This is a genomic window from Streptomyces sp. NPDC090445, assembly GCF_044769385.1.
In the GTDB taxonomy this organism is placed as follows: domain Bacteria; phylum Actinomycetota; class Actinomycetes; order Streptomycetales; family Streptomycetaceae; genus Streptomyces.
The window spans coordinates 330,185-356,189 of sequence record NZ_JBIVXV010000005.1 but is presented as its reverse complement, the minus strand read 5'-3'; the positions used below and the strand labels follow the sequence as shown (position 1 = coordinate 356,189).

Below are 26,005 nucleotides of genomic sequence, written 5' to 3'. Positions count from 1 at the left end.
TCCTGTCACAGGGAATGACTTTAGAACAGTGGTCGGGGCCCGCGGTCCTTCGGGCCGGTACGGCCCCCGCCGGATGCGGGCCGGAACGGCCCCCGCCGGATGCGGGTGGACGTGACCGTGGCCCACGCCGCCCCCGAGGCGCGGGCGCGCCGGCAGGCGGATCCGCCGGGTCCGGACGTCCGGTGGCGGGCCCGGCCGAACCTGTCCGGGCCGGGCGGCGCGTACCGGGCCGGGGCCCGGCGGATCACCCCTGTGGCCGTACGAACACCTCCCGGCCGCCGACGACGGTCGCGAGGCACACGGGGAGGTCCCGGCCCGGGGTCAGGTCGGGCAGCCCGGGGGTGCCGGAGCGGGGGTCGGTGGACCAGCGGGCGACCCGGTCGTCGGGGGCCTGGACGATCAGCTCGCCGGTCTGCCAGAGCGCGTAGTCGGCGGGGGCGCCGGGCACCAGCACGCCCGCCCCGTCGCGGCCGAGGGCCCGCCAGCCGCCCCGCGTGTGGGCGGTGAAGGCGGCCCGTACGGAGATCCGGTGCTCGGGGGTGCGGTGGAAGGCGGCGGCCCGGACGGTGCCCCACGGGTCGAAGGGGGTGACGGGGGCGTCGGAGCCGAAGGCCAGCGGCACGCCGGCCTTGAGCAGGGCGGCGAACGGGTTGAGCGTGCGGGCCCGCCCGGCGCCGAGCCGGTCCGCGTACATGCCGTCCTCGCCGCCCCAGGCGGCGTCGAAAGCGGGCTGCACGGAGGCGGTGAGGCCCAGCTCCGCGAAGGCGGCGATGGTCTCCGGGGTCATCATCTCGGCGTGCTCGATGCGGTGCCGGGCGGCGCGGACGCGGCCGAGGCCGAGCCGGTCGGCCGCCGTGCGGAAGCCCTCGACGACGGCGGTGAGGGCGGCGTCGCCGATGGCGTGGAAGCCGGCCTGGAGGCCCGCCTCCGTGCAGGCGGTGACGTGCTCGGCGATCTCGGCCGCGTCGAGGTAGCCGGTGCCGGTGGTGTGCGCGTCGGCGTACGGGTCGTGCAGGCAGGCGGTGTGGGAGCCGAGGGCGCCGTCCGCGAAGAGGTCGCCGGCGGCGCCGATGGCGCCGAGGGCCTTGGCCTGTTCCAGGTCGCGGTCGGCCCAGTAGCCGAAGACCCGCGGGCCCGGCCGCTCGCGGGCGAGGTTCAGGAGGCCGGCGAAGTCCTCGGCGGAGGAGATGTCGGGGCCGCCGCACTCGTGGACGGAGCCGATGCCGAGGGAGGCGGCGTGGTCGAGGGCGGCCCGCTGGGCCTCGGCGCGCTGCGCGGGGGTGACGGCGGCGAGCGCGGCCTTGCGGACGGCGTGGTGGTCGTCGCGGGTCAGCGGCTCGTCCCCGCGGACGGTGACGGCGGGGACGAGGTCCAGCAGGGCGGTGGTGACGACGGCGGAGTGCACGTCGATGCGGCTGAGGTAGAGCGGGCGGCCGGCGGCGGCCTCGTCGAGCTCGGCGCGGCGGGGGGCGCGGCGCTCGGGCCAGCGGGCGGCGTCCCAGCCGTGGCCCAGCAGGACGCGGTCGCCGGGGCGGCGGGCGGCGTACGCGCGGACCAGCCGGAGGGCGTCGGCGAGGGAGGCGGCGCCGGAGAGGTCCAGGCCGGTCAGGGCCAGGCCGGCGGAGGTGACGTGCACGTGCGCGTCGGTGAACGCCGGGGTGACGAGCGCTCCGTCGAGGTCGACGACCTCGTCCACGCCCTGCGCGAAGGCGTCGGCGGCGCCCTCGGAGCCGACCCAGGCGATGTGGCCCCGCTCGACGACCATCGCGGTGGCGAAGGGGTCGGCGGGGCTGTGTACCTCGCCGCCGCGCAGGAGGACGGTCCGTTCGGGGGCCGAGGCGGATGCGAAGGCTCCGGCGTCGTCGGCGGAGTGGGCGGTGCGGTCAGTCATGCGCACCAGTCTCCCGGTTCGCGGGGGCCCGTTCGACCGCGCCCCCCTGCGTGGCGGCCCGTTCCCCCGCCGACCGGCCGCCGGTTGGCGCTAGATGCGGGGCGGGCGGGCTTCGTACGGGGTGGACAGGACGACCGTGGTGCGGGTCGAGACGTGGGCGAGGGCGCGCAGGCGGCCGAGCAGGTCCTCCAGCTCCAGCGGGGTGGCGACCCTGACCTTGAGGATGTAGTTCTCGTCGCCGGCGACGCTGTGGCAGGCCTCGATCTCCGGTACGCCCGCCAGCCGGTCGGCGATGTCGTCGGGGGCGCTGGGGTCGAAGGGCTTCACCGAGATGAAGGCGGTCAGGGGCAGGCCGACGGCCTCGGGGTCGACCACGGCCGCGTAGCCGCGGATCACGCCGCGCTGCTCCAGGCGGCGTACCCGCTGGTGGACCGCCGACGTGGACAGTCCCGTGGCCTTGCCCAGGTCCGTGTAGCTCATCCGCCCGTCCCGCACCAGCAGATCGACGATCTGGCGGTCCAGTTCCTCCATAGCGCTCATAGCCGATCAACCTACGGCCCGAGGGTGCTCCAGGCACAGTGCTGTCCGCCCACAAGTGGCACCTGCGGCGGGCATGTGACCAAAGCCACAAGGGTATGTCCTACTGCGCCGGGTTGTTGCGGTTACTCGTGCCGCGCGACGGGAAGTGGTTGGTGTGGCCGAGGCCGAAGAACATTGCCCGCCCGGCCCACCCAAGGGGGAGTACATCCATGCAGAACACCAAGCGCACCGGTCGTACGGAACCGGAGCCCCTGGATCCCGGCGCGGTCGACTACGCCGACGACGCCGAATACCTCGACGACGGCGAGGGGTTCGAGATCCGCCACTCGATCTGCCCCGACTGCGGCCAGTCGATCGCCCTCGTCGCGGACGAGGAGTACCTGCCGGAGCACGCGCTCTGCCTGAGCCCGTGGAATCCGTTCGGGCTGACCGTGTGCGCGGGCACCGGCCGCCCGGCCGCCGACGCGCAGCCCGCGGTGGGCGCGGGCGCGGAGTCCCCGGAGCTGGAGGTCGTCATGCTGACGCTGCCCCAGGGCCTGGACTGGCGCACCCAGCCGTTCTCGCACGTGGGCGGCCCGGGCTCGCGTCCGGTACGGCTCGGGGCTGCGGTTCCGCTGCAGCGGAGCCGGCACGCGCAGGCCGCCTGATCGGGCGGGAGGGTCTGCCGCGGGGTCGCGGCGGGCCGATGACCGGGCCCGGGCCGTTCGGCCCGGGCCTCAGCCGTGTCCGGGGGCGTGGCGGCGGGAACGAGAGCGGGAGCGGGAGCGGCCCGTCGTACGGGGTCTTCCGGTGGGGCCGCCCGTACGGTCACCGGTACGCGCCGCGCACCATGGCGTCGAGGGTGGCGTGGTGCAGGATCAGCCGGTCGGGGTCGGCCGGGACCTCCACCTCCCCGAAGTGGGCCTGCCGGTAGGCGATGCGCAGCATGACGATCCCGTGCCGCAGGGCGGCGTAGAGGGTGTGGAACTCCATGTCGCGCGGGGTGTGCCCGGTGAGTTCGGCGTAGCGGCGCTCCAGGTCCTCGCGGCGCAGGAAGCCGGGCAGGCCGCGCCGGCCGAAGCCGGTGGTCAGGTCCTGGAAGAAGCGGTGCAGGTAGACGGTCCAGCCGAGGTCGGTCTCGCGCGGGGCGCAGGCGGCCATCTCCCAGTCGAGCACGGCCACCGGCTCGAAGCCGTCGTAGACGATGTTCCCGATGCGGGCGTCGCCCCAGTTGAGGACGGCGGGGCCCTCGTCGGCGGGCCACAGCTCCTCCAGGCGGTCGAAGCAGCGCTCCAGCAGCGGGGACGGGGCGAGGCCGTCCACCACCCAGGCGTAGTAGGCGCGTTGGGCGTCGACGTGGCGGCGCAGCGGGCTGCCGGATCCGTCGGGGACGAGGAACTCGGCCTCCTTGGCGGGGAACTGGTCGTGCAGGCGGGCGAGGAGGGAGATGCTCGCCTCCTGGAGCGCGGCGCGTTCCGCGTCGGTGGCGTCGTGCAGCCAGTTGCCCTCGTAGGTGTAGGGCATCACGTCGGGCGGGACCCGGCCCTCGGCGCGGGCCATGACGAAGAAGGGGGCGCCGAGCGGCCCGGGGTCCTCCTCCAGCCAGTGCACGCGCGGGACGGGCACGTCGGTGTGGGCGGCGACCAGGCTCATGACCCGGTGCTGGCGGGGCATGTCGTAGGCGGGGAAGACGGTGTGGGCGGCCGGGTCGGCGGCGAGTCGCAGGGCGCAGGCGCGGACCGGGGTGTCGGGGTGCTCGATGTCGAAGAGCAGGGTTTCGCTGGACATGCCGTTGGAGGCGGGGACGCGGACGCCGGGGAGGCGGACGTCGAGCCAGGCGGTCAGGCGCCGGGCGAGTTCTTCGGGCTTCCGGGTGGAGGTGCGGGGACGTGGTGGTCGGTCCAGCCGCGGCCCTGCCAGGTGCCGTGCTGCCAGTCGGCGGCGGGCGGGCAGCCGGCGCCGACGGCGAGCGGGGAGGAGCCGAGGATCTCCACGCCGAGTTCGAGGGGTTTGCGGGCGGGGTCGGTGAGGTGGACGACGGCGCTCTCGGGGTGCCGGGGCGGTAGCGGATGTCGGTGTGGGGCCAGCCGAGTTGGGCGTCGGGGCGACCGCTGCCGTCGGGGAAGACCTGGACGGCCTTGTTGAGGGTGCGGTGGCCGTCGGCGTCCTCCTGGACGATGACCATGACGAACCGGTCCGGGAAGCGGACGGGGATCCAGAGCCAGTGGAAGCCCTCGGGCCGGTGCTCCTCGGCGGCCCGGCCGCCGTCCTCGCCGGGGATCGGGCGGACGCCCCAGCTGCGGTCGCGGGTGCCGGTCCAGGCGTCGGGTGTGAGGAGGTGTTCCTCGCCCCGGGCGCGCAGGGTGCCGGTGATGTGGCCGGCCTGGGCGAAGCGGCGGCCTTCGAGGATGAGCCGGTCGCCGCGCCGCTGGGTGTGGTGCGGTTCCCAGACGGCGGGGAACTCGGCGGTCCAGGCGAGGTCGAAGGAGAGGCCGTCGGGGTCGGCGGGGTCGGGGTCGCAGTGCAGGGCGATCCGCCGGAGGGGCTCCTCGACGGTGATGCGCAGCGGGCCGACGGCGAGGTTCATGCGGTCGTCGGTGAGGGCGTCGGAGGCGCGGACGGCGAGGAGCCTGTCTCCGGTGCGGAGGGTGGCGTACGCGTCGATGACGCCGGTGTTGGGTTGAAGTGCTCTCCTGGCTGATGCCGGGAGATTCCTGCTTACCTTGCGGTAGCGGGCTTGACGCGCTTCGCGCGCCTGACGACTGCCCTCCCGGCAGCCGGGATGAGCGCGTGGCCCATCCGGTACAGGTGCGGGACGTTCCGGGCTGCGTTGTGGTCGGCGTTGCCCGACCAGCCGCAGTCCGGGTTCTTGCACACGAACACGGCCTGGGACTCCCGGCTGCCGGGCGTGGTGTGGCCGCAGGCGGAGCAGCGCCGGGAGGTGCCGGGGGCGGAGACCTTGTGCAGGGTGCCGCCGTGGTGGGCGGTCTTGTACGCCAGCATGGTGACGGTGCGGCCCCATGCCTCTGCGCTGATGGAGCGGTTCAGCCCGGCTTTCCGGGCGACGTTCTTCCCCGGCTCTTCGATGGTTCTTTTGGCGGACTTGACCATGTTCGTGATGGTGAGTGCTTCGACCACGACGGTGCCGTATGTGCGGGCGATGGCGGTGGTCGTCTGGTGCTGCCAGTCCAGGGCCCGGCGCTTGGCTTTCGCGCGCAGTCCTGCGATCTGGTCGTAGGTGCGGTGCAGCCGGCCGCTGGTGCGCTCTCCGGCCTTGCGGTGTGCCTTGCGCCGTGCGGCGCGCTGCTCCAGGTGCAGGAGCCTGGCCTTCTCCTTGCCGGTCAGCCATTCACCGTGCTCGTACACTGTGCCGTCCGAGAGGGCGATGGGCACGGTGACGCCCACGTCGATGCCGAGGTCCGGCCCCTGGTGGGGCTCGGGCCTGTGCTGGAGGGTCTGGATGGGGAAGGCGATGTGCCAGCCGAGCGCGTCCTTGACCAGCCGGGCCCCGGTGATCCGGTTCTCCGTGCCGGCGTGCTTGCCCACGGGCAGGTCCTTGGTCCACCGGAACCGGACCCGGCCCACCTTGGGAATGTTGACCTGCCCCCAGCGTCGGTGCACGCGGGTGGTGTTCAGGTCCCGGCCCTGCGGGATGTCCACGGACATCACCGTGCGCAGCCGGCTCTTGAAGTTCGGGGGGTCGGCGCGGCCGTCCCAGCAGTTCTTCCACGCCTGGAAGTAGGTCTTGAGCACTGCTTGCGCGGCCTGCGCGGGCAGGACGGCCAGGAAGTCGATGTCCTTGCGGGCCTGGCGGATCGCGGCGTCGGCGTTGGCGAGAGTCTGCTTCTCCTTCGGCATCATCTGCCACCAGGCGTGCAGCAGGTTCCACATGGTGCGGGCCGCGTGCGCCTGACCGTCAGTCGTCAATACCTGGGCAGGCGACAGGGCAAGCCGGGCACGATGCCCGAACTGCCGCTTGATCAAGGCTCCTTGACTCACAACCGAGAACCTAGCATTGGTTTATGTCACCGCGCTGGAACCCTCATCCCGATGTCAGAACAGGTCGTCATGTTGTCTGCAACCTGCACGTTCACTTGGTTTTCGTCACCAAGTACCGGCGGAACGCGTTCACCGACGCCATGCTGACCCGCACCGAAGAGATCATGCGGGAGGTCTGCGCCGACTTCGAGGCCGAGCTGAAACAGTTCAACGGAGAACAAGACCACGTGCACCTGCTCGTGCACTACCCGCCGAAAGTCCAGCTCTCCAAGCTGGTCAACTCCCTCAAGGGCGTCAGCTCCCGCAGACTGCGCCAGGAGTACGACAGCCACGTCCGCCGACACCTGTGGGGCGGACACTTCTGGTCCGGCTCCTACTTCGCCGGATCGTGCGCCGGGGCACCCCTGACCGCCGTCAAGCAGTACATCGAGAACCAGCAGCGCCCCATCTGACCATCACCCTTGGAGGCGCAGAGCACCCCGGCACTCCGCGCCTCCGGGCCAAGGATGGCCTTCACCCCCGCCCTGAAGGGCGGAGCACTGGCCAAGATCAGAGGTAGACACCGAGGCCGGCGATGAGGACGGCCCGGCCGGCGTGGTCGAAGACGTGGAAGATGCAGCGGTCGTAGGCGTTGCGGTCGCCGGTGACGACGCGCTTCATCGACAGCGGGGCCTGGTGGATGGGGTACTCGTCCAGGGGGACGGGGCGGTCCGCGGGCATGGCGCAGCTCCAGGGGCACGGGGGCGGGGTCCGGCCGAACGCACTTGACAGTACGTCAGAAACAGCACCGGCGCCCATACTTCTGTCATTCCCTGACACCCCGGCACGTCTGGGCGACCGCCCCCGTACGCTGCGCAGGACGGTACGGGGACGCCTCGAACGCAAACGCGGAGGGCGCGCGCGGTTACCCGTCGTTCGGGCCGTGCGTTGGTCCGGGTATGACCGCACTCGACACGCCCGCACCGAGACCGGCCCGACGCCGCCGCCCGGCGCCGCACACCGCCGGAGAATCGGTTCAGCACCGGCAGTCCGACCCGCCGATCTACCGCGCGCTGCTGGTCCGCTGGGCCGACGACGGGCGCACCCTGCCGGGCTACCGCGACCCGGAGTGGTCCCGCGTGGCAACATCCCCGATCTGGCCGGCGGGCCCGCTCTTCGAGAACTGAAGCAGGCTACGGAGAAGGAGATTGGCCGCCCTCCGTAAAAGTCTTCCAGATCGTGGCGAGCGCGAGCAGCTGCGCCAGGAAGAACGCCAGCGAGGCGAAGCGCATCCGGTAGACGTACGCAACGAGACTCGCATGGGTCGGCCAGTAGCGCCGCTCATCCTGGAAGGTCTGCAGGTCCATGACGAGGCCCGTGCACGTCATCACCGACCCGAACGCGGCGATGTCGCCGATCGCCCAGGGTACGTACCCGCCGAGGGCTTGGGCGAGGACGAAGTCGGCTGCCGCCGGGACGGCGAACGCGAACGCGACGAAGATGGCTTTCGTCGGCCCGTGACGGCCCGGCAGGTCACGCCACAACGCCCCGACGAAGAATCCTCCCACGATCCAGGTGACCTGCCGGAAGAGGATCTCGACCGTGATCCAGAGGAATCCCGCCGGGTCCTGTGTGTTCAGGACCCAGGATTCGTCCTTGACCGCCGTGATCCAGTACACCAAGCCTGTCACGGGAAGCCCGATGAGGCCCGCGTTGACAGCCCCCCTGCGTGCGTTGCCCCACCACGTGGGCATGGGGCCACAGGCGAAGGGCAGATCGGCGGGCCTGACACCCTCCGGCAACGACTGGTCCAGCCGGTCGATCTCGACCTCGATCGACTCCTGTACCGCGGCACGCTCCGCCGGATCCACAGTTCCGAGATGGTGCAGACGCGCCTGGAGCTCCCGGAACCGGCGCGCCAGGCGCAGGACGTCGGCCCGCTCGGTCCGGGAGATCACCCTTCCCAGCGGTGCGTTGTCGGCGGAGGGCTTCTCCAGTACTGAAGTGGAAGAGCCCAAGGCGAGCACGCCCCAGGCCGCACCCAGGCACAACAGCAGGGTGAGGGCGTAACCGGCTTGAAGCGATACTCATCGTCACGGAAGTCGTCAGGGTCGCTCAAGGGTTTACCCACCAGGCACCTCAGCGCTGAACGGTAGTCCGGCGAGTGGGTGTCCAGGAGCAGGTCGGAGGCGCGCACCCACTCGGCGGGCACACTGACATCCAACGTGCTGGTGAGCTTGCTGTAGTCGTCACCTCGGTGTTTGAACTCCGCCAGCGCCGTGACCTTGGCCTTCTTGAGCTGGTCGGCTCGACAATCGGCCGACCCGGCCTCAGCAGCGCCGGCCGTTCCCGTTGCGGAGAGTATGAGGCAGACCAGCAGCAGCACGCGCAGCAGACTCGGCGAGGAACAACCGGGGCGGATCACCGCCCCAGGATCCGCCCTGCACAACGCGTGCCACACTACCCACCGCATCGACGCGCGGGCAGGTCCACCCCGGCAGCCGAGGAGCGGAAGCACAGCGAGGCCGGGGCAATGCGCCGGCCGAACCCGCCTGGCGACGACGGGTGGCACCTTGGGTCAACCAGGATCACGACGGCTTCAGGTCCTGTCGGCTGAGCCGTCCCGCCCCAAGCGCATCCGTCTCCGGTTCCGCCTGGATGGTGCCGTGCTCTTCGGCCTGCGGGCGAGGCTGGGCTGCCCCTCATGAACCTCGCCCTGCGGGCCGTGCCCGCTGCCCGGGACCTGCCACAAGGCCCGGGCAGCGGAACCGTCCAATGGTGTCAGCGGGTCTCGGGGCCGGCCAGGTGGCGGGCGATGACCATGCGCTGGATCTGGTTGGTGCCCTCGACGATCTGCAGGACCTTGGCCTCGCGCATCAGGCGCTCCACCGGGAAGTCCTGGGTGTAGCCGTAGCCGCCGAGGACCTGGACCGCGTCCGTGGTGACGGCCATGGCGGCGTCCGTGCAGAACAGCTTGGCCATCGCCGCCTGGCGGGAGAACGGCTTGCCCGCGTCGCGCAGTCGCGCCGCGGCCAGGTACAGGGCCCGGCCCGCCTCGATGCGGGTGGCCATGTCGGCGAGCATGAACCGCAGGCCCTGGAAGTCGGCGATGGGGCGGCCGAACTGGGTGCGGCCCTGTGCGTAGGCGAGGGCCTCGTCCAGGGCGGCCTGGGCGACGCCGATGGCGCAGGCGGCGATGCCGAGGCGGCCGGCGTCCAGGGCGGCCAGCGCGATGGTGAAGCCCTGGCCCTCCTCGCCGATGCGCCGGGCGTCGGGGATGCGGACGCCGTCGAAGTGCAGCTGGGCGGTGGGCGAGCCCTTCATGCCCATCTTCTTCTCGGGGACGGCCGCGGAGAGGCCCTCGGCGTCGCCGGGCACGAGGAAGGCGGTGATGCCCTTGGGGCCCTCGCCGCCGGTGCGGGCGAGGACGGTGTAGAAGTCGGCGACCCCGCCGTGGGTGATCCAGGCCTTGGTGCCGTTGATGACCCAGTCGTCGCCGTCGCGGACGGCCTTGGTGGCGAGCGAGGCGGCGTCGGATCCGGCGGCCGGCTCGGAGAGGCAGTAGGCGCCGAGGAGTCCGCCGCCGAGCATGGCGGGCAGGTGGGCGGCCTGCTGCTCCTTGGTGCCGTAGCCGGCCAGGCCGTGGCAGGCGAGGGAGTGGACGCTCACGCCGAGGCCGACGGTCAGGCGGGCCGCGGCGAGCTCCTCAAGGACCTGGAGGTAGACCTCGTAGGGCTGGTCGCCGCCGCCGTACTCGCTGTCGTACGGCAGACCGAGCAGGCCGGATTCCGACAGCAGGGCGAAAACGTCGCGCGGGAAGTGCCCGGCCTCCTCCTCTTCGGCGGCCCGGGGGCTGATCTCCCGCTGGATGATCTCTCGTACGAGCGCGAGGAGGTCCCGGGACTCCTCGGTGGGCAGCTGACGGTCCACCGGCTGCGGGGCGCGGTCGGTCATGGCGGCGCTCTCCTCCCTCGTGGGCACGGCGGCGACGCGTGAGGTGTGGGACGCGCCGCCGGGTAACGGTGCTCTTACAGCCCGATACTGCCCGCCCGGATCACGGAAGGGGCAGTTCAGCGGCTGCGGCGGCATGAGTATGCCCGATCAGGAGCTTCTCGTCACCGGGCAAGATCACCGGAGAAATCGCAGGCGGGGGGGCGGTTGCGGACACTCCGGGACGAACCCTCGGCGGCCGTCGGCGGTACGGGGGAGGCGTGGGGTGCGGATGCGCCTGCCCGGGTGGCGGGAGGTGACGGCCGGGGCGGCTGGGGCCGGGCTCAGCGCATCACGGCGCCGCGGACGGGCAACTTCCTTGCGGTGGGCGGGAGTTCCATGTCCGCGCCCTTCGGGGGGCGGGTCCGGTGCGGGCCCGGGGCGGTCAGAGCCAGCCGAGCTGGGTGACGAACATGGCGACGACCACCACGAGGGTCCAGCCGAGCACGTGCTCCAGCCAGGAGGAATCGTCCTTGGGGCCTCCGGTGCGGACCCGGGTCCGGACGGGAGCGGCGGGGGCGGCGCTGTGTGCGGTCATGCCGTCCAATGTGCCAGCGTTCGCGGCTTTCGCGGTAGAGACGAGGGTCACTGGTGGCGCGCGTCACGTCGCCGGCCCCGGCCGTCGCCGGCCCCGGCCGTCGCCGCCCCCGCATGTCGCCGGCCCCGCACGTCGCCGGGCCCCGGCCGTCGTACGGCCGGGGCCCGGTGTGCAGGTGCGCCCGGTGTCCGGTGACCGGCGCCGGGGCGTCCGGCGCCGGGCGACGGACGGATCAGGCGCGCTGGCGGCCCGCCAGGCCTGCCATGGCCAGCGCCAGCAGCAGGGCGACGCCGCCCGCGATGACGTTGCTGACCACGGTGCGGGTCGTGTCGACGTTGCCGGAGATGGCCCACGGGGCCAGGATCGTCCAGGCTCCGATGGCGACCGCGGTCCACGCCATGGCGTGGGTGCGTTCGTAGGCCGAGCCGAGCCCGCTCATGCACAGGCAGTAGGCGAGGCCGGCTATCAGGTTGTTCACCGCCAGCGAGGTGAGGTCGCTGAATCCCGCGATCCACGGCGATGCCGCCAGGTACAGGCCCGTGATGAGGGCCAGTGCCTCCACGGCCTGGGCGGCCGGTGTGCTGGTGACCCGCTCGAACCGCGAGCGCATCTCGGCGAGGTCGGGGTGGTGTTCGATGCTGTGGGTGGTCATGGCGGGCCGCCTCCTGTAGAAGACTTTATGTGCCCTTTACGACTTTATGTTGCGCTCGTCCTTTCTCCAGGTCAACGGGTGACGAGCGACCTCTCGGCGGGCCTCTCGGCGGACTTCCGAGCGGACCTCCGGGCAGGCCTCCGGGCGGGCCCGCTCACAGCACCCCGACGGCCCTGAGGGCCATGATCTGGGTGAGGGAAGGGCGGGCCGGGGCGTAGAGGTAGCAGACCCCTCCGGAGCCGGAGACGGCCTTGCCCGCGGCGTTGAGGCGCTTGGTGCGCAGCCAGATGTTCTCCCACTCACGGCGCCGGTACACGCGGCGGACGGCCTGGTTGTCCGGCGAGTTCGGGTCGTTGGCGACGATGTCGCCGGCCTCCGTGAAGCCGACGACGGTCATCAGGTGGCCAGCGGTGCCGTAGCCCGCGCCGGTGAGCTCCTCGGCGCGGAAGGACTGCGAGGTGATCACCGGGATGCCGGAGCGGATCAGGGTCTCCAGGTCGGCGAGGGAGCGGAGCCGGGTGACGACGCCGGCGAGCCCTTCGTAGGTGGCGGCGTAGGCGGCGTTGAAGGGCCAGTTCCCGCAGCCCCGGTAGGCGTGGTCGTAGGTGGCGCGGGCGGCGTGGCAGACCTGCGGGTCGCCGTAGCCGCGGTTCACCCACTCCAGGTCCTTCGCGGCGGGCTTGCGGCCCCAGTACTCGATGACCATCTGGGAGGAGGTGGGGCTGCACCAGGCCTCCCCGCCGTTGTCGTACTCGGGGTAGCGGCCGGCGTGGACCTCCTGCGAGTAGCGCGGCACCTTCAGTTCGTGGGCGCGGCCGGAGGGGGCGGAGGCGGTGACGGTGAAGCGGTCCGGGACGTCGGAGGTCACGGCTCCGGCCAGCCACACCGTGGGGCCGTCCGCGGCGCCGGGCCTGCGGTGGAGGGTGAGGCGCAGCTGCCAGGCCGCGATCCGCAGCCCGGCCGCCCGGGCGGGCGCGTCGACGGCGAGGGTGTCGGTCCACACGGTGGAGCGGCCGTCGGTCTGCCCGTCGACGGAGGTCCGGCGGATGTCCGCGTCGCCTGCGGCCCAGCGGGCCATGACGTACCAGGGGCTTGCGGAGCCGTCGCCGTAGGTGGCGCGGAGATCGGCCTGGATCCAGGTGCCGGCGGGGGTGGCGGCGTTCCAGGAGGAGATGACCTCGGTTCCGGGGACGGCCGAGCGGTGCACCGGCGAGGTCCACACGGCGTACTCCCAGGTGTTCTTCTTCCCGCTGTGCGGGTCGGTGTACTCGGTGCGGCCGGCCGGGGCGGCGATCCGCAGGCCGGGGCGGGTGCCGTCGAGGACGGTGGTGCCCTGGTGGGTGCCGGCCCGCCAGTGGCTGCGGGAGAACCAGAACCGGTTGTCCACGGCGGGGCGGGCGGCGTTCCCGGCAGCCGCCCCGGCATCGGCCCCGGCATCGGCCGCTGCACCGGGCAGCGGGTCGGCCCCGGAGGCGGCCGCGGCCTCGCCTGCGGTCCCCGCGCCGGCGGCACCGGCCCCGGCGGCGGGCTGCGTCGCCGTGCCGCCCGGCCGTCCGGCGACCGCCGAGGCCCTTCCGCCGGGCACGGTGGCCGCGGCGGCGGCTGCGAGGGCGACGGCCAGGACGGCCCTGCGTGGTGTGGGTGCGGTCATCGCGGAATCCCCCAGTGGGTCGGTGAGGCGGATCGGTTCTCCACCCTTCCAGTTCCCGGCAGCCGGGTGGCGACGCCCGGGGCCCGTGTCGGGGTGAACCCGGGTGCGGCGGAGCCGGCCGTAGGCTGGCCGGGTGGAGTCACACCAGTCGCTCGCGCCTCTCGCACCGCTCGCCCGCGAGATCAGCGCCCTGCCTCCGTCCCTCGGCCCCGTACGGCTGGTCGGGATCGACGGGCACGCCGGGTCCGGGAAGAGCACCTTCGCCGGGCGGCTCGCCGAGGCGCTGGGCGGGGCACCCGTACTGCACCTGGACGACGTGGCCACCCACGAGGAGCTCTTCGCCTGGCCGGACCGGCTGCGCGCACAGGTCCTGGAGCCGCTCGCCGCCGGGCGCCCGGCCCACTGGACCCCGTACGACTGGGTGGCGCGGCGGTTCGGCCCCGTACAGGTCCTGGAGCCGGCCCCGGTGCTGCTCGTCGAGGGCGTGGGGGCCGGCCGGCGCGCGCTGCGGCCGCACCTGGCCCGGCTGCTGTGGATGGAGACGCCGCGCGCCGAGTCCTGGGGGCGCGGACGGCACCGGGACGGGCACGGACTGTCCGATTTCTGGGACGGATGGGAGCGCGCGGAACTCGCGCACTTCTCGGATGATCCTTCGCGCCCCTTCGCGGACACTCTGGTGCGGCAGAGCGGTACGGGATACGAGTGGTCTTCCGAGGCTGGAGCGACCGCCGGAAGGACGACTTCCGTCACCGAAAGTGACGGACTCCCCCGGGCCTGAGCCACCCCCGAAAACCGCTTGCGCAGGCGTTCACCAGCCTGCTTGACCTGGGCCCCACACCGGCCTTACGTTCTGAATGCGCGGTCTTTCCAGGCCGCAGCGGACGCGAAGCCCCCGATTGTTCCCCCGTGATCGGGGGCTTCGTTCTGCCCCGGCCCCGCCCCACGCCCCCGCCGCGGCCGGCAGACCTCCCCGAGATCTTCACACTGAGTCACATCGGGCCCTGCCCGGACGCTCCGGACCCGTACCCGCAGCACCCTACGTAAGGTGCGTCGCCGCAGGTACGATGCAGCCCTGATTTCATCGGCACGGTGGACAACTCGCGGAAACGACGCGGGGGTTGCCGGGCACCACGGGGGCAGCTTGTGGGGGACGTGATGGATTTCGGGACGCCGGGCAGTACGCACGCCCCGGCCGAACTCGCCTGGCTGCGCGGCGTGGACGCCTGCACCATGGGCGCCTACCCGCAGGCCGAGGAGGAGTTCCGGGCGGCCGTCCGACTCGATCCCTCGATGGCCGACGCCTGGCTCGGCCTGCACGCGCTGCGCGTGGACACCACCACGGCGTTATTGCGCATGTACACCCACCGCGAACGCTTCGGCGAACAGCGGGCCCGGCACCGGCGGACCCTGAACTCCTGGTACTGGCTGGGCTGGTGGGTCCAACCGGTGCTCGAAAGCCGCCGGGACCTGCTGCTGGCCCACGCCTCGCACTGGCTGGACGGCCGCCACGTGCCCGAACTGGACCAGGCGCTGGCCGCCCTGCCGCCCGTGGACACCGACCCGCAGGTCCGCTTCCTGCACGCCTGCCGGGCCTACCTCGTCAAGGACTGGGACCAGCTGGTCCGGCACACCGAGCCGCTCGTGGACGATCCACTGCTCGGCATCGAGGCAGGCCTCTTCGGCGGCATGGCCCGGGTCCGGCTGGAGATGTACGGGCAGGCCGAGCCGATGCTCTCCGCCGCACTGATGCGCTGCCGCAGCGAGCAGCCGCAGCGCAAGGAACTGCGGTACTGGCTGGCCCGCGCACACGAAGGCACCGGCCGCAGCGCCGCGGCACTGCCGCTGTACCGGGCCGTGCACCGCGTGGACCCGGCGTTCATGGACACCGCGGCACGGCTGACCGCGATCGAGGACAGCGAGGACTACGACGGCTACGCCGGGTACGCGGGCACCGGCGTCGAGGCGTACGGCGGACACGGCGTGACCCAGGCCGGCGGCTTCACGGCGGTGACCCTGGGCGGCGGCCCCGTCCAGGACCTCGGCGTCGCCGCAGACGGCCAGCCCGAGCCGCCGGACCCGCTCGCCGCCCCGGAACCGCCCGGGCCGCGGTTCGGGGGGCCCGCTCCCGGCCGGAGCGAAGGCGTACGGCGCAAGGCGTCCCTCCCCGCGCAAGGCGCGCCCGGGGGGCTGCCGGCCGGGCCCGCGGACCCGGAGCTGCTGGCCGAGGCACTCGCCGAACTGGAGCGAATGGTCGGCCTGGAACCGGTCAAGCGGCAGGTCAAAGCGCTGTCGGCGCAGCTCCACATGGCACGGCTGCGGGCCGGGCAAGGACTGCCCGTGCAGCCCCCCAAACGGCACTTCGTCTTCTCCGGCCCCTCCGGCACCGGCAAGACGACCGTGGCACGCATCCTCGGCCGGGTGTTCTACGCGCTCGGGCTGCTCGGCGGAGACCACCTGGTCGAGGCCCAGCGGGCCGACCTGGTCGGCGAATTCCTCGGACAGACCGCGGTCAAGGCCAACGAGCTGATCGACTCGGCGATCGGCGGAGTACTGTTCGTGGACGAGGCCTACAGCCTGTCCAACTCGGGCTACAGCAAAGGCGACGCATACGGCGACGAAGCACTCCAAGTACTCCTGAAACGGGCCGAGGACAACCGCGACCACCTGGTGGTCATCCTGGCCGGCTACCCCGCGGGCATGGACCGGCTGCTGTCCACCAACCCCGGCCTGTCCTCCCGGTTCACCACCCGCGTCGACTTCCCCAGCTACCGGCCCGCCGAACTGACCGCCATCGGGGAAGTCCTCGCAGACGGGAACGGGGACTGCTGGGACGAGGAAGCGCTGGACGAGCTGCGGAGCGTCAGCACGCACGTGGTGGAACAGGGGTGGATCGACGAGCTGGGAAACGGGCGGTTCCTGCGGACCCTGTACGAGAAGAGCTGCGCGTACCGGGATTTGCGGTTGGCCGGGTTTCCCGGACAGCCGTCTCGGGAGGATCTGGCGACGCTGCGGCTGCCGGACCTGATGCAGGCGTACGGGGAGGTCCTGTCGGGCCGTGGTCCGGCGGACCGCGACCGCCCGGAGCCCCCGCCCCTTTAACCGGCCGCCGCCCCTCTGACCCCCGCCGCCCCAACACGGCCGTCGGCCCTCCAGCCACCCGCCGCACCGGCCGCCGGCCGCGCCGACCACTCGCCGCGCCCACCGCTCGCCGTGCCGACCACTCGCCGCGCCTCCGGCCACCGCTGCCCCGGCCGCCCGCACGCCGTGGCCGCCGCGCCATGGCCGCCGCGCCATGGCCGCCGCGCCATGGCCGCCGCGGCTGGCGCTGCCACCGTGTTCGGTTCTGCCGGCCGTGCCCGTGGCCGCCGTGGCCGCTGCGCGGAGCCACTCCCCCACCCCGCCCCTTCCCGAAACCGGGGCCTCCGCCCCCGGACCCCGGCGCCTCAAACGCCGGCGAGGCTGAAAACCCGGCCCCCGCACCTCCAGCCCCGACGAGGCTCGAGACTCGGGCCCGGCGCTCAAACGCCGGCGGGGCTCGAGGCTCGGGGCTCCGCCCCTAACCCCGCGCCTCAAACGCCGGCGGGGCTGGGGTTGCCGCGCAGCGGCACGATCCAGCCCGCGCTGGGGGCACCTCCCAGCGGTAGCTGGGGGAGTTTGAGCGCACCGGGCGCGCAGCGCCCGGAACGGGGGACGGGGCGAAGCCCCGTATCCCCAGCCCCGCCGGCGTTTGAGGCGCAGGGGGGTCCGGGGGCGGAGGCCCCGGTTTCAGGAAGGGGCGGGGTGGGGGGAAGCCCCGCAGGGGTCGGCACCCGCTGGGGGCGGTGCCGCAGGGTGAGGTGGGGGGCGGCCCCGCAGGGGTGGTTCTGTGGGGAGGGGAACCGCCCCGCAGGGGGTGTCCCCCCGCGGGGTCCACCTGCGGGGGCCGCGTGCGGGGGCCGCGTGCACGGGGCCACCCGTGGGGGCTCCCTGTGCGGGGGGCTCCCTGTGCGGGAGCTCCCTGTGCGGGGGGCTCCCTGTGCGGGGGGCTCCCTGTGGGGGGCTTCCTGTGGGGGTTAGGCCGGTTGGGTTTGTTTCGGGTGGGGGGCCGGGCGGCGCGGCGGGATGCGGTGGGCGGGGTCCCGGACCTCGCCGACCAGCATTTCGAGGACGTCCTCCAACGCGACGAGGCCGAGGATCCGGCCTCCCGGATCGGCCACCTGGGCCAGGTGCGTGGCGTCGTGCCGCATGACGCTCAACGCGTCGTCCAGGGGGAGCGTCGACGACAGCGTCGGCATGCGGCGCCACACCCGCTGCGGCACGGCCCGCTCCCGGTCCTCCAGGTCGAGGACGTCCTTGACGTGCAGGTAGCCCATGAAGGCGCCGCCTTCGGAGCGGACGGGGAACCGGGAGTATCCGGTGCGGACGGTCAGCTGTTCGATCTGCCGGGGTGTCGCCCCGGGTCCGACCGTGACCAGCCGGTCGCGCGCGAGCAGGACGTCGGTGACGGGGCGGCTGCCCAGTTCCAGTGCGTCTTCCAGGCGTTCCTGTTCTCTCGGTTCGAGGAGTCCGGCCTGCCGGGAGTCCTGGACGAGCCGGCCGAGCTGGGCGCTGGTGTAGACGGCCTCGACTTCGTCCTTCGGCTCGACTTTGAAGAGGCGGAGGACGAGCGCGGCGCAGGCCCCGAGGGCGGTCGTGACCGGCCCGCACAGGCGGGCGAAGGCGACGAGGCCGGGGCTGAACCACAGGGCGGTCCGCTCGGGCGCGGCCATGGCGAGGTTTTTCGGGACCATCTCGCCGATGACGAGGTGCAGGAAGACCACGGCGGCGAGGGCGACGGCGTAGCCGAGGGGGTGGATCAGGCCTTGCGGGATGTGCGCGGCGTGGAAGACGGGTTCCAGCAGCCGGGCCACGGTGGGTTCGGCGACCGCGCCGAGGGTGAGCGAGCACAGGGTGATGCCGAACTGGGCGGCGGCCATCATCCGCGGCAGGTTCTCCAGGCCGTGGAGGACTTGGCGGGCCCGTTTGGATTCGGCGGCGAGGGGCTCGATCTGGCTGCGGCGTACGGAGACGAGGGCGAACTCGGCGCCGACGAAGAAGCCGTTGGCGAGGACGAGGAGCAGGGCGAAGAGGAGTTGGAGCGCGTTCACCGGCCTGCCGCCTCGAGTTCGGCGGCCGGGGCTGCCTGGCCGGGTGCGGTGCGCACGAGGCGGACCCGTTCGGCGCGGTAGCGGCCGACCTGTCGGACGGAGAGTTTCCAGCCGGGCAGTTCGGCCCGGTCGCCGGGGGCGGGGATGCGGCCGAGGAGGTCGGCGACGAGGCCGGCGACGGTCTCGTACGGGCCGTCGGGCACTTCGAGGCCTATCCGGCGCAGGGTGTGGACGCGGCAGCTGCCGTCGGCCTCCCAGGAGGGCCGGCCGTCCTCGGCGGGTACGGCGGCCAGTTCGGGGCCGGCGTCCTCGGCGAAGTCGTGTTCGTCGCGGACCTCGCCCACGAGCTCCTCCACGATGTCCTCCAGGGTGACCACGCCGGCGGTGCCGCCGTATTCGTCGACGACCACGGCCATGGGCTGTTCGCTGCGCAGCCGCTCCAGCAGCGGCTGCACGGGCAGCGAGCCGGGCACCAGCAGCGGGGGGACGCTGATCCGGCCGACGGTGGTGCGGGCGCGCTCGGCTTCGGGCACGGCGAGGGCGTCCTTGAGGTGGACGACGCCGGTGACCTCGTCGATGCGCTCGCGGTAGACGGGGAAGCGGGACAGGCCGGTGGCCCGGGTCAGGTTGAGCACGTCGGCGGCGGTGGCCGTCTGCTGCAGGGCGCTGACCTTCACCCGGGGGGTCATCACGTGCTGGGCCGTGAGCTCGCCCAGGGAGAGGGTCCGTACGAAGAGGTCGGCGGTGTCCTGTTCGAGGGCGCCGGCCTGTGCCGAGTGGCGGACCAGGGAGACGAGTTCGCCGGGGGTGCGGGCGGAGGCGATCTCCTCGGCCGGTTCCACGCCGAAGGCCCGTACGAGGCGGTTGGCGACGGCGTTGAGGCCGGCGATGACCGGCCGGAAGGCGCGGGAGAACAGGGTTTGCGGGCCGGCCACGAAGCGTGCCACCTGGAGCGGCCGGGAGACCGCCCAGTTCTTCGGGACGAGCTCGCCGACGACCATCTGGACGGCCGAGGCGAGCAGCATGCCGATGCCGACCGCGACGCCGGAGACGGCTCCGGTGGGCAGGCCGGTCGCCGCGAGGGGCCCGGCCAGCAGTCCGGCGAGGGCCGGTTCGGCGAGCATGCCGACCACGAGGGAGGTGATGGTGATGCCGAGCTGGGTGCCGGAGAGCTGGAACGACAGCTCCCTCAGGGCCTTGACCACGGTGCGGGCACGGCGGTCGCCGTCGGCTGCGGCGCGCTCGGCGTCGGGCCGTTCCACGGTGACGAGGCCGAACTCGGCCGCCACGAAGAAGCCGTTGGCGAGGATCAGGGCGAAGGCTGCCAGGAGCAGGAGTAGCGGGATGGTCATGCGGCCGCCTCCGCGGGGAGGGCGGCGCGGGTACTACCGGACGGTCCGTCCATTGCCGGGGGGAGTCACTCCTCGAGTTGCAGGTGCCCGCGGGCCACGGGGTCCCGGGGCCGGTGGGAGGGCGCACGGCCGCGCCCCGCCACCAGGGTAGTCATTGAGATCGCCGCCGCAATGGGACGCAGCGGTCGGCTTGCCGGAGGCGGCCGTCTCAGTGGTCGTGGGGCCCGGTTCCGCGGGCTTCGGCGAGGGCGCGCAGGGCGCGGGCGTCGCCGATGGCCTGCTGCTTGGCCACGCCGGGCTGGATGCCGAGGGCGGGCAGGCTGGTGCCGTCGCTGAGGTCCAGGAACACCCAGGGGTCGCCGGGGCGGAGGTTGACGCGCAGGATCTGCGCCCACTCCAGGCGGCGGGTGGTGGTGAGGTTGACCACGGTGACGCCCGTCTCGTCCGCGACCACTTTGGGGCGGCTGAGCAGGACGAGGACGGAGGCCATCAGGGCGGCGGTGAAGACGAAGCTGATCCGCTCGCCGCCGCTGAGGTTCTCCAGCATGAAGGCGATCGCGGTGATCGTCGCGAACATGGCGAGCCCGACGCTCAGCAGGATGACCCGGGTGCGGGTCGGCCGGAAGGTGACCGGCAGGGCGGGCAGTGCGGGCTGGGCGGCGGACTCGGCCATGGTGCTGGTGATGCCTTCTTCAGGGGGCGTACGGGTCGGGCGACGGCGTACGGGTGGGCGTACGGGTCTGCGTACGCGTCAGAGGCGGCAGGCGTGGATCGAGGTGGTGAGGATCGCGCGGGCGCCGAGTTCGTACAGGTCGTCCATGATCCGCTGGGCGTCCTTGGCGGGGACCATCGCGCGGACGGCGACCCAGCCCTCGTTGTGCAGCGGGGAGACCGTCGGGGACTCCAGGCCGGGGGTGAGGGCGACGGCGCGCTCCAGGTGCTCGGCGCGGCAGTCGTAGTCCATCATCACGTAGCTGCGGGCGACGAGGACGCCCTGGAGGCGCCGCAGGAACTGCTGCACCTGCGGGTTCTCCCCGTCGGCGCCGTTGCTCCGGATGACGATGGCCTCGGACTTCAGGATCGGCTCGCCGATGACCTCCAGGCCGGCGTTGCGCAGGCTGGTGCCGGTTTCGACGACGTCCGCGATGATCTCGGCGACGCCGAGCTGGATGGCGGTCTCGACCGCGCCGTCCAGGTGCACGACGGAGGCGTCGATGCCCTGGTCGGCGAGGTGCTTGGCGACGATGCCCTCGTACGAGGTGGCGATCGTCATGCCGTGGAAGTCCTCGGGGCCCTTCGCGGTGCCGGGCTTGGTGGCGTAGCGGAAGGTGGACCTGCCGAAGCCGAGGGGGAGGATCTCCTCGGCGCTGGCGCCCGAGTCGAGCAGCAGGTCGCGGCCGGTGATGCCCACGTCGAGGCGGCCGGTGGCGACGTAGATCGCGATGTCCTTGGGGCGGAGGTAGAAGAACTCCACCTCGTTCTCGAGGTCGACGACCACGAGCTCCTTGGACTCCTTGCGCTGGCGGTAGCCGGCCTCATGCAGCATCGCCGACGCCGCTCCGGAGAGTGAGCCCTTGTTGGGGACGGCGATGCGCAGCATGAGGCTTCCTTCAGTGCGAGATGCGATAGGTGTGTGGTGTGGGTGTGTCTAGAGGTGCTTGTAGACCTCGTCGAGGGTGATCCCCCGCGCCACCATCATCACCTGGACGTGGTACAGCAGCTGGGAGATCTCCTCGGCGGCGGCTTCCTTGCCCTCGTACTCCGCGGCCATCCAGACCTCGGCGGCCTCCTCGACGACCTTCTTGCCGATGGCGTGGACGCCCTTGGCGACCAGTTCGGCGGTGCGGGAGGTGCCGGGATCGCCGGCAGCGGCCTTGGCCTGGAGCTCCGTGAAGAGCTCTTCGAAGGTCTTGGGGGGTACGTTCGCCATGATGGTCCTCAGAATACGGGGTTGTCCGCCGCCACTCAGCGCCAGGGTTCGCTGACGGACCGCAGGGTGGCTGCGGTGGAGACGGCGGCGATGACCGCTTCGTGCCCCTTGTCCTCGTTCGACCCCTCAAGGCCGGCGCGGTCCAGCGCCTGTTCCTCGTTGTCGCAGGTCAGTACACCGAAGCCGACGGGGACTCCGGTGTCGATCGACACCTGTACCAGGCCCTGGGTGACGCCCTGGCAGACGTAGTCGAAGTGCGGGGTGCCGCCGCGGATGACCACTCCGAGGGCGACGACGGCATCGTAACCGCGACCGGCGAGTACCTTTGCCACGACCGGGAGCTCGAAGCTGCCGGGGACGCGGAGCACGGTGGGCTCGTCGATGCCCAGCTCGTGCAGGGCGCGCAGGGCGCCGTCGACGAGACCGTCCATGACCTTCTCGTGCCACTGCGCCGCGATGACGGCGACCCGCAGGTCTCCGCAGTTCCTCACGCTCAGTTCGGGTGCGCCCTTGCCGCTCACTGCTGTGCTCCTCGGTGGTTCGTGTTCGTGGGTGATGGTGCGTGGTCCGGGTGTACGGGTGGTGTCCTACTGGTTGCCGCAGGCGGCCGGGACGGTCTCGCCCAGCCAGGGGAGGTCGTGGCCCATGCGGTCCCGCTTGGTGCGCAGGTACCGCAGATTGTGCTCGCCCGCCTCGACGGGCATCGGCTCCCGGTCGTTGACGGCGATGCCGTGCCGGACGAGGGCCGCGGACTTGTCGGGGTTGTTGGTCAGCAGCCGGACGCTCTTCACGCCGAGGTCGGCGAGGATCCGCGCGCCGGCCGCGTAGTCGCGGGCGTCGGCCGGGAGGCCGAGTTCCAGGTTGGCGTCGAGGGTGTCACGGCCGCGCTCCTGGAGCTCGTACGCGCGCAGCTTGGACACCAGTCCGATGCCGCGTCCCTCGTGGCCGCGGAGGTAGACGACGACGCCGCGGCCCTCGTCCTTGATGCGGGCCATGGAGGCGTGCAGCTGGGGGCCGCAGTCGCAGCGCAGCGAGTGGAAGATGTCGCCGGTCAGGCATTCGGAGTGGACGCGGACGAGGACGTCCTGGCCGTCGCCGACCTCGCCGTGGACGAGGGCGACGTGCTCGACGCCGTCGACGGTGGAGCGGTAGCCGTACGCGGTGAAGTCGCCGAAGGAGGTCGGCAGGGTCACCTCGGCCTCGCGGCGCACGGTCGGCTCGGCGGAGCGGAGGTAGTCGATCAGGTCCGCGATGGAGATGATCGACAGGCCGTGCTTGCGGGCGAAGGGGATCAGCTCGGGCAGGCGGAGCATGACGCCGTCCTCGCCGGCGATCTCCACGATCGCGCCGACGGGGCGCAGGCCCGCGAGGCGGGCGAGGTCGACGGCGGCCTCGGTGTGGCCGTTGCGGACGAGGACGCCGCCGGGCTTGGCGCGCAGCGGGAAGATGTGGCCGGGGCGGACGAAGTCGGAGGGCTCGCAGGCCCCGTCGGCGAGGAGGCGCAGGGTGGTGGCGCGGTCGGCGGCGGAGATGCCGGTGCTGACGCCGTGCGCGGCGGTCGCGTCGACGGAGACGGTGAAGGCGGTCTTCATCGACTCGGTGTTGTTCTGCACCATCTGGGGCAGTTCGAGCCGGTCCAGCTCGGGGCCTTCCATGGGGGCGCAGATCAGGCCGCGGCACTCGCTCATCATGAACGCGACGATCTCGGGGGTGATCTTCTCGGCGGCGACGACGAGGTCGCCCTCGTTCTCGCGGTCCTCGTCGTCGACGACGACCACCGGCCGGCCGGCCGCGATGTCGCGGATGGCCTGCTCGACCGGGTCGAGCCGGAAGGACTCCTCCAGGAGGGCGTCGAAGTCGGGGACGGGCTTGAGGGGGGTCATGCCGTTGCTCCTTCCAGGGCCGGGGCGGTGGTGGTGCGCGAGCGCTGGTACCAGTCGTGGGCACCCCACAGGACGAGCGCGAAGTAGACGACGTACACGAGGCCGGAGAACGCCAGCCCGTTGGTGAAGGCGAGGGGGACGCCGACGAGGTCGACGAGGAGCCAGGCGAACCAGAACTCCACGAGGCCGCGGGCCTGGGCGACCATCGCGACGACGGTGCCGACGAAGATGTAGGCGTCGGCCCACGGGCTCCACGACAGGGTCGGGTAGAGGGTGAACAGGCCGCCGACGGCGAGGGTGCCGAGGGCCGCGCCGGCCAGGAGCAGGCCGCGCTCGGACCAGGTGCCGGTGCGCACGGCGAGGGAGCCGTCCTGGGCCTGCTGCTTGCCGCGGTGCCAGGCGCGCCAGCCCCAGGCGGCCACGCCGATGACGAGGAGCTGCTTGCCGACGCCGCCGGCGAGGTGCGCGGAGGCGTAGGCGGCGACGAGGATGAGGCCGGACAGCAGCTGGGCGGGCCAGGTCCAGATGGAGCGGCGCCAGCCGAGGGCGAGGGCGGCGAGGCCCATCAGGTTGCCGATCATGTCGGACCAGATGACCTTCTGGCCGAAGACGGTGAAGGCCTCGGCGTTGAGCCAGATCGGGGCGCTCACCGGTCGGTCTCCTCGGTTTCGCCGGCGCGGGCGGCCAGGGGGTCCACGCCGGCGGCGAGCAGGCGCTCGACGTACTTGGCGAGGACGTCGACCTCCAGGTTGACCGGGTCGCCGGGCTGCTTGATGCCGAGCGTGGTCAGCGCGAGGGTGGTGGGGATGAGGCTGATGGTGAAGTAGTCGGCGGCGGCCTCGACCACCGTGAGGCTGACGCCGTCGACCGTGATGGAGCCCTTCTCCACGACGTACCGTGCGAGGTTCTCCGGGAGGGAGACCTTGACGATCTCCCAGTGTTCGGAGGGGGTGCGGGAGAGGATCGTTCCGGTGCCGTCCACGTGTCCCTGGACGAGGTGGCCGCCGAGGCGTCCGCCGAGGGCCATGGGGCGCTCCAGGTTGACGCGGGAGCCGGGCCCGAGGGCGCCGAGGCTGGAGCGGTTGAGGGTCTCCTGCATGACGTCGGCGGTGAACTCGCCGTCGGCGGTGTCCACGACGGTGAGGCAGACCCCGTTGACGGCGATGGAGTCGCCGTGCTTCGCGCCGTCGGTGACGAGGGCGCCGCGCAGGCGGAAGCGGGAGGCCTCCGAGAGCTGCTCGACGGCGGTGACCTCACCCAGTTCTTCGACGATTCCGGTGAACACTCAGTGCTCCTTGGGGGCGGTGGTGGGGACGGCGGTGATGCGCAGGTCGGTGCCGGTGCGGACGGCCTCGGTGATCTCCAGGCGGACCGCGTGGGCGATGGTGGTGATGCCGGCGCCGGCGAGGGCGGCGGGCCCGGCGCCGAGGAGGGCCGGGGCGATGTAGCCGACGACGCGGTCGACGGCGCCGGCTTCGAGGAAGGCTCCGGCCAGGGTGGGGCCGCCTTCGAGGAAGAGGGCGCGGACGCCGCGGGCGTACAGCTCGGTGAGCAGGTCGTGGACGGCGATGCGGCCGTCGTGCAGGGGCAGCCGGAGCACGTCGGCGCCGGGCAGGTGCCGGGTGTCGGCGTCCTCGCCGACGACGAGCAGGGTGGGGGCCGCGTCGTCGAGGATGCGGGCGGTCGGCGGGAGGTCGGCGCGGGTGTCGAGGGCGACGCGCAGCGGCTGGGTCGCGCCGTCGATGCCGCGGACGGCGAGGTGCGGGTCGTCGGCGCGCAGGGTGCCGCCGCCGACGAGGACGGCGTCGGACTCTGCGCGCAGGCGGTGCACGTCGGCGCGGGATTCCGGGGAGGTGATCCAGCGGCTGGTGCCGTCGGCGGCGGCGCTGCGGCCGTCGAGGGTGGCGGCGTACTTCCAGGTCACGTGGGGCCGGCCCAGGCGTACGGAGGTGAGCCAGGCGGTGTTGCCGGCCTCGGCCTCGGCCTGGAGGAGCCCGCCCTCGGCGGTGATCCCGGCGGCGCGCAGGGTGGCGGCGCCGCCGCTGGCCTGCGGGTTCGGGTCGGGGACGGCGTAGACGACGCGGCTGATGCCGGCGTCGGCCAGGGCCTGGGCGCAGGGTCCGGTGCGGCCGGTGTGGTTGCAGGGTTCGAGGGTGACGTAGGCGGTGCCGCCGCGGGCGGCGGTGCCTGCGGCGCGCAGGGCGTGGACCTCGGCGTGCGGGCCGCCGGCGCGCTGGTGCCAGCCCTCGCCGACGACGGTGCCGGCGGCGTCGGTGATGACGCAGCCGACGACCGGGTTGGGGCTGGTGGAGCCGAGGCCGCGGGCCGCGAGTCCGACGGCGCGGCGCATGGCGCGGGCGGCCGCGTCCGCGTCGTGCGGTGCGTGCTCGGCGTGGGGTGCCACCGGGTCCTCCTGCCTCATCGGGCACGGACTCCGGGGCCTGTCGGGCTACGACAGATGAGCGGTACAGGCACGCGGGGACGCCGAGGCCGGG

Annotated in this window: 26 protein-coding genes and 1 pseudogene; 5 read left to right on the top strand and 22 right to left on the bottom strand. The window is 72.9% G+C overall.

The window, feature by feature from the left end; translation table 11 throughout:
• Window positions 1–244: 244 nt before the first annotated feature.
• Window positions 245–1,891, bottom strand: coding sequence for an amidohydrolase (locus ACIQUT_RS14940; RefSeq protein WP_403563090.1), 1,647 nt, complete (start codon window positions 1,889–1,891; stop codon window positions 245–247).
• A 90-nt stretch (window positions 1,892–1,981) separates the two neighbouring features.
• The gene (locus tag ACIQUT_RS14935) at window positions 1,982–2,422 is read right to left on the bottom strand and encodes an Lrp/AsnC family transcriptional regulator (protein WP_179178588.1); all 441 of its coding nucleotides are present in this window, start codon (window positions 2,420–2,422) and stop codon (window positions 1,982–1,984) included.
• Between the two features lie 218 nt (window positions 2,423–2,640).
• Here ACIQUT_RS14935 and ACIQUT_RS14930 point away from each other — a divergent pair, with 218 nt between their 5' ends.
• Window positions 2,641–3,078: a hypothetical protein gene (locus ACIQUT_RS14930; RefSeq protein WP_403563088.1), complete on the top strand. Its 438-nt coding sequence runs from the start codon at window positions 2,641–2,643 to the stop codon at window positions 3,076–3,078.
• Window positions 3,079–3,238: 160 nt separating this feature from the next.
• On the opposite strand, the gene ACIQUT_RS14925 is transcribed toward ACIQUT_RS14930, so the two are convergent.
• From ACIQUT_RS14925 to ACIQUT_RS14915, 3 genes and pseudogenes are all read right to left on the bottom strand, one after another.
• Window positions 3,239–4,315 (bottom strand): phosphotransferase family protein, encoded by a 1,077-nt coding sequence (locus ACIQUT_RS14925; RefSeq protein ID WP_403563181.1) that lies wholly within the window; start codon window positions 4,313–4,315, stop codon window positions 3,239–3,241.
• Window positions 4,297–5,090: pseudogene (locus ACIQUT_RS14920) on the bottom strand (hypothetical protein); the annotation flags it as partial. The gene ACIQUT_RS14925 and the pseudogene ACIQUT_RS14920, both read right to left, overlap by 19 nt.
• A gap of 38 nt (window positions 5,091–5,128) precedes the next feature.
• A complete protein-coding gene (locus ACIQUT_RS14915; protein ID WP_403563086.1) occupies window positions 5,129–6,337 on the bottom strand; it encodes an RNA-guided endonuclease InsQ/TnpB family protein in 1,209 nt (402 codons plus the stop codon).
• Between the two features lie 95 nt (window positions 6,338–6,432).
• On the opposite strand from ACIQUT_RS14915, the gene tnpA reads away from it, so the two are divergent.
• A complete protein-coding gene (gene tnpA / locus ACIQUT_RS14910) occupies window positions 6,433–6,861 on the top strand; it encodes an IS200/IS605 family transposase (RefSeq protein ID WP_403563084.1) in 429 nt (142 codons plus the stop codon).
• A 97-nt stretch (window positions 6,862–6,958) separates the two neighbouring features.
• Here tnpA and ACIQUT_RS14905 read toward each other — a convergent pair whose 3' ends face one another.
• On the bottom strand, window positions 6,959–7,129 hold the full coding sequence (locus ACIQUT_RS14905; RefSeq protein WP_403563185.1) for a hypothetical protein: 171 nt from the start codon (window positions 7,127–7,129) through the stop codon (window positions 6,959–6,961).
• Between the two features lie 218 nt (window positions 7,130–7,347).
• Here ACIQUT_RS14905 and ACIQUT_RS14900 point away from each other — a divergent pair, with 218 nt between their 5' ends.
• Window positions 7,348–7,575 carry a hypothetical protein gene (locus tag ACIQUT_RS14900; protein ID WP_403563082.1) on the top strand — a complete coding sequence of 76 codons (228 nt, stop codon included), beginning with the start codon at window positions 7,348–7,350 and terminating at the stop codon, window positions 7,573–7,575.
• Window positions 7,576–7,581: 6 nt separating this feature from the next.
• On the opposite strand, the gene ACIQUT_RS14895 is transcribed toward ACIQUT_RS14900, so the two are convergent.
• The 6 genes from ACIQUT_RS14895 to ACIQUT_RS14870 all read right to left on the bottom strand — a co-directional run bounded on the left by ACIQUT_RS14895 (window position 7,582) and on the right by ACIQUT_RS14870 (window position 13,219).
• Window positions 7,582–8,415 carry a DUF6185 family protein gene (locus ACIQUT_RS14895; RefSeq protein WP_403563081.1) on the bottom strand — a complete coding sequence of 278 codons (834 nt, stop codon included), beginning with the start codon at window positions 8,413–8,415 and terminating at the stop codon, window positions 7,582–7,584.
• Window positions 8,343–8,774 carry a DUF6185 family protein gene (locus ACIQUT_RS14890; protein ID WP_403563079.1) on the bottom strand — a complete coding sequence of 144 codons (432 nt, stop codon included), beginning with the start codon at window positions 8,772–8,774 and terminating at the stop codon, window positions 8,343–8,345. Before ACIQUT_RS14890 ends, ACIQUT_RS14895 begins: the two co-directional genes overlap by 73 nt.
• A 395-nt stretch (window positions 8,775–9,169) precedes the next feature.
• Window positions 9,170–10,342 carry an acyl-CoA dehydrogenase family protein gene (locus ACIQUT_RS14885; RefSeq protein WP_403563077.1) on the bottom strand — a complete coding sequence of 391 codons (1,173 nt, stop codon included), beginning with the start codon at window positions 10,340–10,342 and terminating at the stop codon, window positions 9,170–9,172.
• Window positions 10,343–10,763: 421 nt separating this feature from the next.
• Window positions 10,764–10,916, bottom strand: a complete 153-nt coding sequence (locus ACIQUT_RS14880; protein WP_403563075.1) for an SCO1431 family membrane protein — start codon at window positions 10,914–10,916, stop codon at window positions 10,764–10,766.
• Between the two features lie 232 nt (window positions 10,917–11,148).
• Entirely contained in the window at window positions 11,149–11,568 is a 420-nt protein-coding gene (locus ACIQUT_RS14875) for an SPW repeat protein (protein WP_403563073.1), read from the bottom strand.
• Window positions 11,569–11,722: 154 nt separating this feature from the next.
• Entirely contained in the window at window positions 11,723–13,219 is a 1,497-nt protein-coding gene (locus ACIQUT_RS14870) for a peptidase C39 family protein (protein WP_403563071.1), read from the bottom strand.
• A gap of 133 nt (window positions 13,220–13,352) precedes the next feature.
• On the opposite strand from ACIQUT_RS14870, the gene ACIQUT_RS14865 reads away from it, so the two are divergent.
• On the top strand, window positions 13,353–13,997 hold the full coding sequence (locus ACIQUT_RS14865) for a uridine kinase (RefSeq protein WP_403563069.1): 645 nt from the start codon (window positions 13,353–13,355) through the stop codon (window positions 13,995–13,997).
• Window positions 13,998–14,374: 377 nt separating this feature from the next.
• A complete protein-coding gene (locus ACIQUT_RS14860; protein WP_403563067.1) occupies window positions 14,375–16,318 on the top strand; it encodes an AAA family ATPase in 1,944 nt (647 codons plus the stop codon).
• A gap of 953 nt (window positions 16,319–17,271) precedes the next feature.
• Here ACIQUT_RS14860 and ACIQUT_RS14855 read toward each other — a convergent pair.
• The 10 genes from ACIQUT_RS14855 to ribD all read right to left on the bottom strand — a co-directional run bounded on the left by ACIQUT_RS14855 (window position 17,272) and on the right by ribD (window position 25,860).
• The gene (locus ACIQUT_RS14855; protein WP_403563065.1) at window positions 17,272–18,345 is read right to left on the bottom strand and encodes a hemolysin family protein; all 1,074 of its coding nucleotides are present in this window, start codon (window positions 18,343–18,345) and stop codon (window positions 17,272–17,274) included.
• Entirely contained in the window at window positions 18,342–19,697 is a 1,356-nt protein-coding gene (locus tag ACIQUT_RS14850; protein ID WP_403563063.1) for a hemolysin family protein, read from the bottom strand. The genes ACIQUT_RS14855 and ACIQUT_RS14850 overlap by 4 nt, the downstream gene beginning before the upstream one ends.
• Before the next feature lie 208 nt (window positions 19,698–19,905).
• Window positions 19,906–20,370 carry a PH domain-containing protein gene (locus ACIQUT_RS14845; protein ID WP_403563061.1) on the bottom strand — a complete coding sequence of 155 codons (465 nt, stop codon included), beginning with the start codon at window positions 20,368–20,370 and terminating at the stop codon, window positions 19,906–19,908.
• Between the two features lie 78 nt (window positions 20,371–20,448).
• On the bottom strand, window positions 20,449–21,297 hold the full coding sequence (gene hisG / locus ACIQUT_RS14840; RefSeq protein ID WP_403563059.1) for an ATP phosphoribosyltransferase: 849 nt from the start codon (window positions 21,295–21,297) through the stop codon (window positions 20,449–20,451).
• Window positions 21,298–21,345: 48 nt separating this feature from the next.
• The gene (locus ACIQUT_RS14835; protein WP_403563057.1) at window positions 21,346–21,627 is read right to left on the bottom strand and encodes a phosphoribosyl-ATP diphosphatase; all 282 of its coding nucleotides are present in this window, start codon (window positions 21,625–21,627) and stop codon (window positions 21,346–21,348) included.
• 35 nt (window positions 21,628–21,662) lie between these two features.
• Window positions 21,663–22,148, bottom strand: a complete 486-nt coding sequence (gene ribH, locus ACIQUT_RS14830) for a 6,7-dimethyl-8-ribityllumazine synthase (RefSeq protein ID WP_179176489.1) — start codon at window positions 22,146–22,148, stop codon at window positions 21,663–21,665.
• 66 nt (window positions 22,149–22,214) lie between these two features.
• On the bottom strand, window positions 22,215–23,510 hold the full coding sequence (locus tag ACIQUT_RS14825; protein ID WP_403563055.1) for a bifunctional 3,4-dihydroxy-2-butanone-4-phosphate synthase/GTP cyclohydrolase II: 1,296 nt from the start codon (window positions 23,508–23,510) through the stop codon (window positions 22,215–22,217).
• Complete coding sequence (locus tag ACIQUT_RS14820; protein WP_403563053.1) at window positions 23,507–24,160, bottom strand: nicotinamide riboside transporter PnuC; 654 nt, start codon at window positions 24,158–24,160, stop codon at window positions 23,507–23,509. The genes ACIQUT_RS14825 and ACIQUT_RS14820 overlap by 4 nt, the downstream gene beginning before the upstream one ends.
• Window positions 24,157–24,795, bottom strand: coding sequence for a riboflavin synthase (locus ACIQUT_RS14815; protein WP_403563051.1), 639 nt, complete (start codon window positions 24,793–24,795; stop codon window positions 24,157–24,159). The genes ACIQUT_RS14820 and ACIQUT_RS14815 overlap by 4 nt, the downstream gene beginning before the upstream one ends.
• A complete protein-coding gene (gene ribD / locus ACIQUT_RS14810) occupies window positions 24,796–25,860 on the bottom strand; it encodes a bifunctional diaminohydroxyphosphoribosylaminopyrimidine deaminase/5-amino-6-(5-phosphoribosylamino)uracil reductase RibD (RefSeq protein ID WP_403563179.1) in 1,065 nt (354 codons plus the stop codon). It abuts the gene before it with no gap.
• Between the last annotated feature and the right edge of the window lie 145 nt (window positions 25,861–26,005).

What these genes read in the sequence shown, in the direction of transcription:
- ACIQUT_RS14870 (WP_403563071.1), bottom strand. Translation starts at nt 13,219, where the DNA reads ATGACCGCACCCACACCACGCAGGGCCGTCCTGGCCGTCGCCCTCGCA.
- ACIQUT_RS14930 (WP_403563088.1), top strand. Translation starts at nt 2,641, where the DNA reads ATGCAGAACACCAAGCGCACCGGTCGTACGGAACCGGAGCCCCTGGAT.
- ACIQUT_RS14845 (WP_403563061.1), bottom strand. Translation starts at nt 20,370, where the DNA reads ATGGCCGAGTCCGCCGCCCAGCCCGCACTGCCCGCCCTGCCGGTCACC.
- ACIQUT_RS14885 (WP_403563077.1), bottom strand. Translation starts at nt 10,342, where the DNA reads ATGACCGACCGCGCCCCGCAGCCGGTGGACCGTCAGCTGCCCACCGAG.
- ACIQUT_RS14900 (WP_403563082.1), top strand. Translation starts at nt 7,348, where the DNA reads ATGACCGCACTCGACACGCCCGCACCGAGACCGGCCCGACGCCGCCGC.
- ACIQUT_RS14850 (WP_403563063.1), bottom strand. Translation starts at nt 19,697, where the DNA reads ATGACCATCCCGCTACTCCTGCTCCTGGCAGCCTTCGCCCTGATCCTC.
- ACIQUT_RS14905 (WP_403563185.1), bottom strand. Translation starts at nt 7,129, where the DNA reads ATGCCCGCGGACCGCCCCGTCCCCCTGGACGAGTACCCCATCCACCAG.
- tnpA (WP_403563084.1), top strand. Translation starts at nt 6,433, where the DNA reads ATGTCACCGCGCTGGAACCCTCATCCCGATGTCAGAACAGGTCGTCAT.
- ribD (WP_403563179.1), bottom strand. Translation starts at nt 25,860, where the DNA reads ATGCGCCGCGCCGTCGGACTCGCGGCCCGCGGCCTCGGCTCCACCAGC.
- ACIQUT_RS14860 (WP_403563067.1), top strand. Translation starts at nt 14,375, where the DNA reads ATGGATTTCGGGACGCCGGGCAGTACGCACGCCCCGGCCGAACTCGCC.
- ACIQUT_RS14940 (WP_403563090.1), bottom strand. Translation starts at nt 1,891, where the DNA reads ATGACTGACCGCACCGCCCACTCCGCCGACGACGCCGGAGCCTTCGCA.
- hisG (WP_403563059.1), bottom strand. Translation starts at nt 21,297, where the DNA reads ATGCTGCGCATCGCCGTCCCCAACAAGGGCTCACTCTCCGGAGCGGCG.
- ACIQUT_RS14835 (WP_403563057.1), bottom strand. Translation starts at nt 21,627, where the DNA reads ATGGCGAACGTACCCCCCAAGACCTTCGAAGAGCTCTTCACGGAGCTC.
- ACIQUT_RS14935 (WP_179178588.1), bottom strand. Translation starts at nt 2,422, where the DNA reads ATGGAGGAACTGGACCGCCAGATCGTCGATCTGCTGGTGCGGGACGGG.
- ACIQUT_RS14825 (WP_403563055.1), bottom strand. Translation starts at nt 23,510, where the DNA reads ATGACCCCCCTCAAGCCCGTCCCCGACTTCGACGCCCTCCTGGAGGAG.
- ACIQUT_RS14875 (WP_403563073.1), bottom strand. Translation starts at nt 11,568, where the DNA reads ATGACCACCCACAGCATCGAACACCACCCCGACCTCGCCGAGATGCGC.
- ACIQUT_RS14880 (WP_403563075.1), bottom strand. Translation starts at nt 10,916, where the DNA reads ATGACCGCACACAGCGCCGCCCCCGCCGCTCCCGTCCGGACCCGGGTC.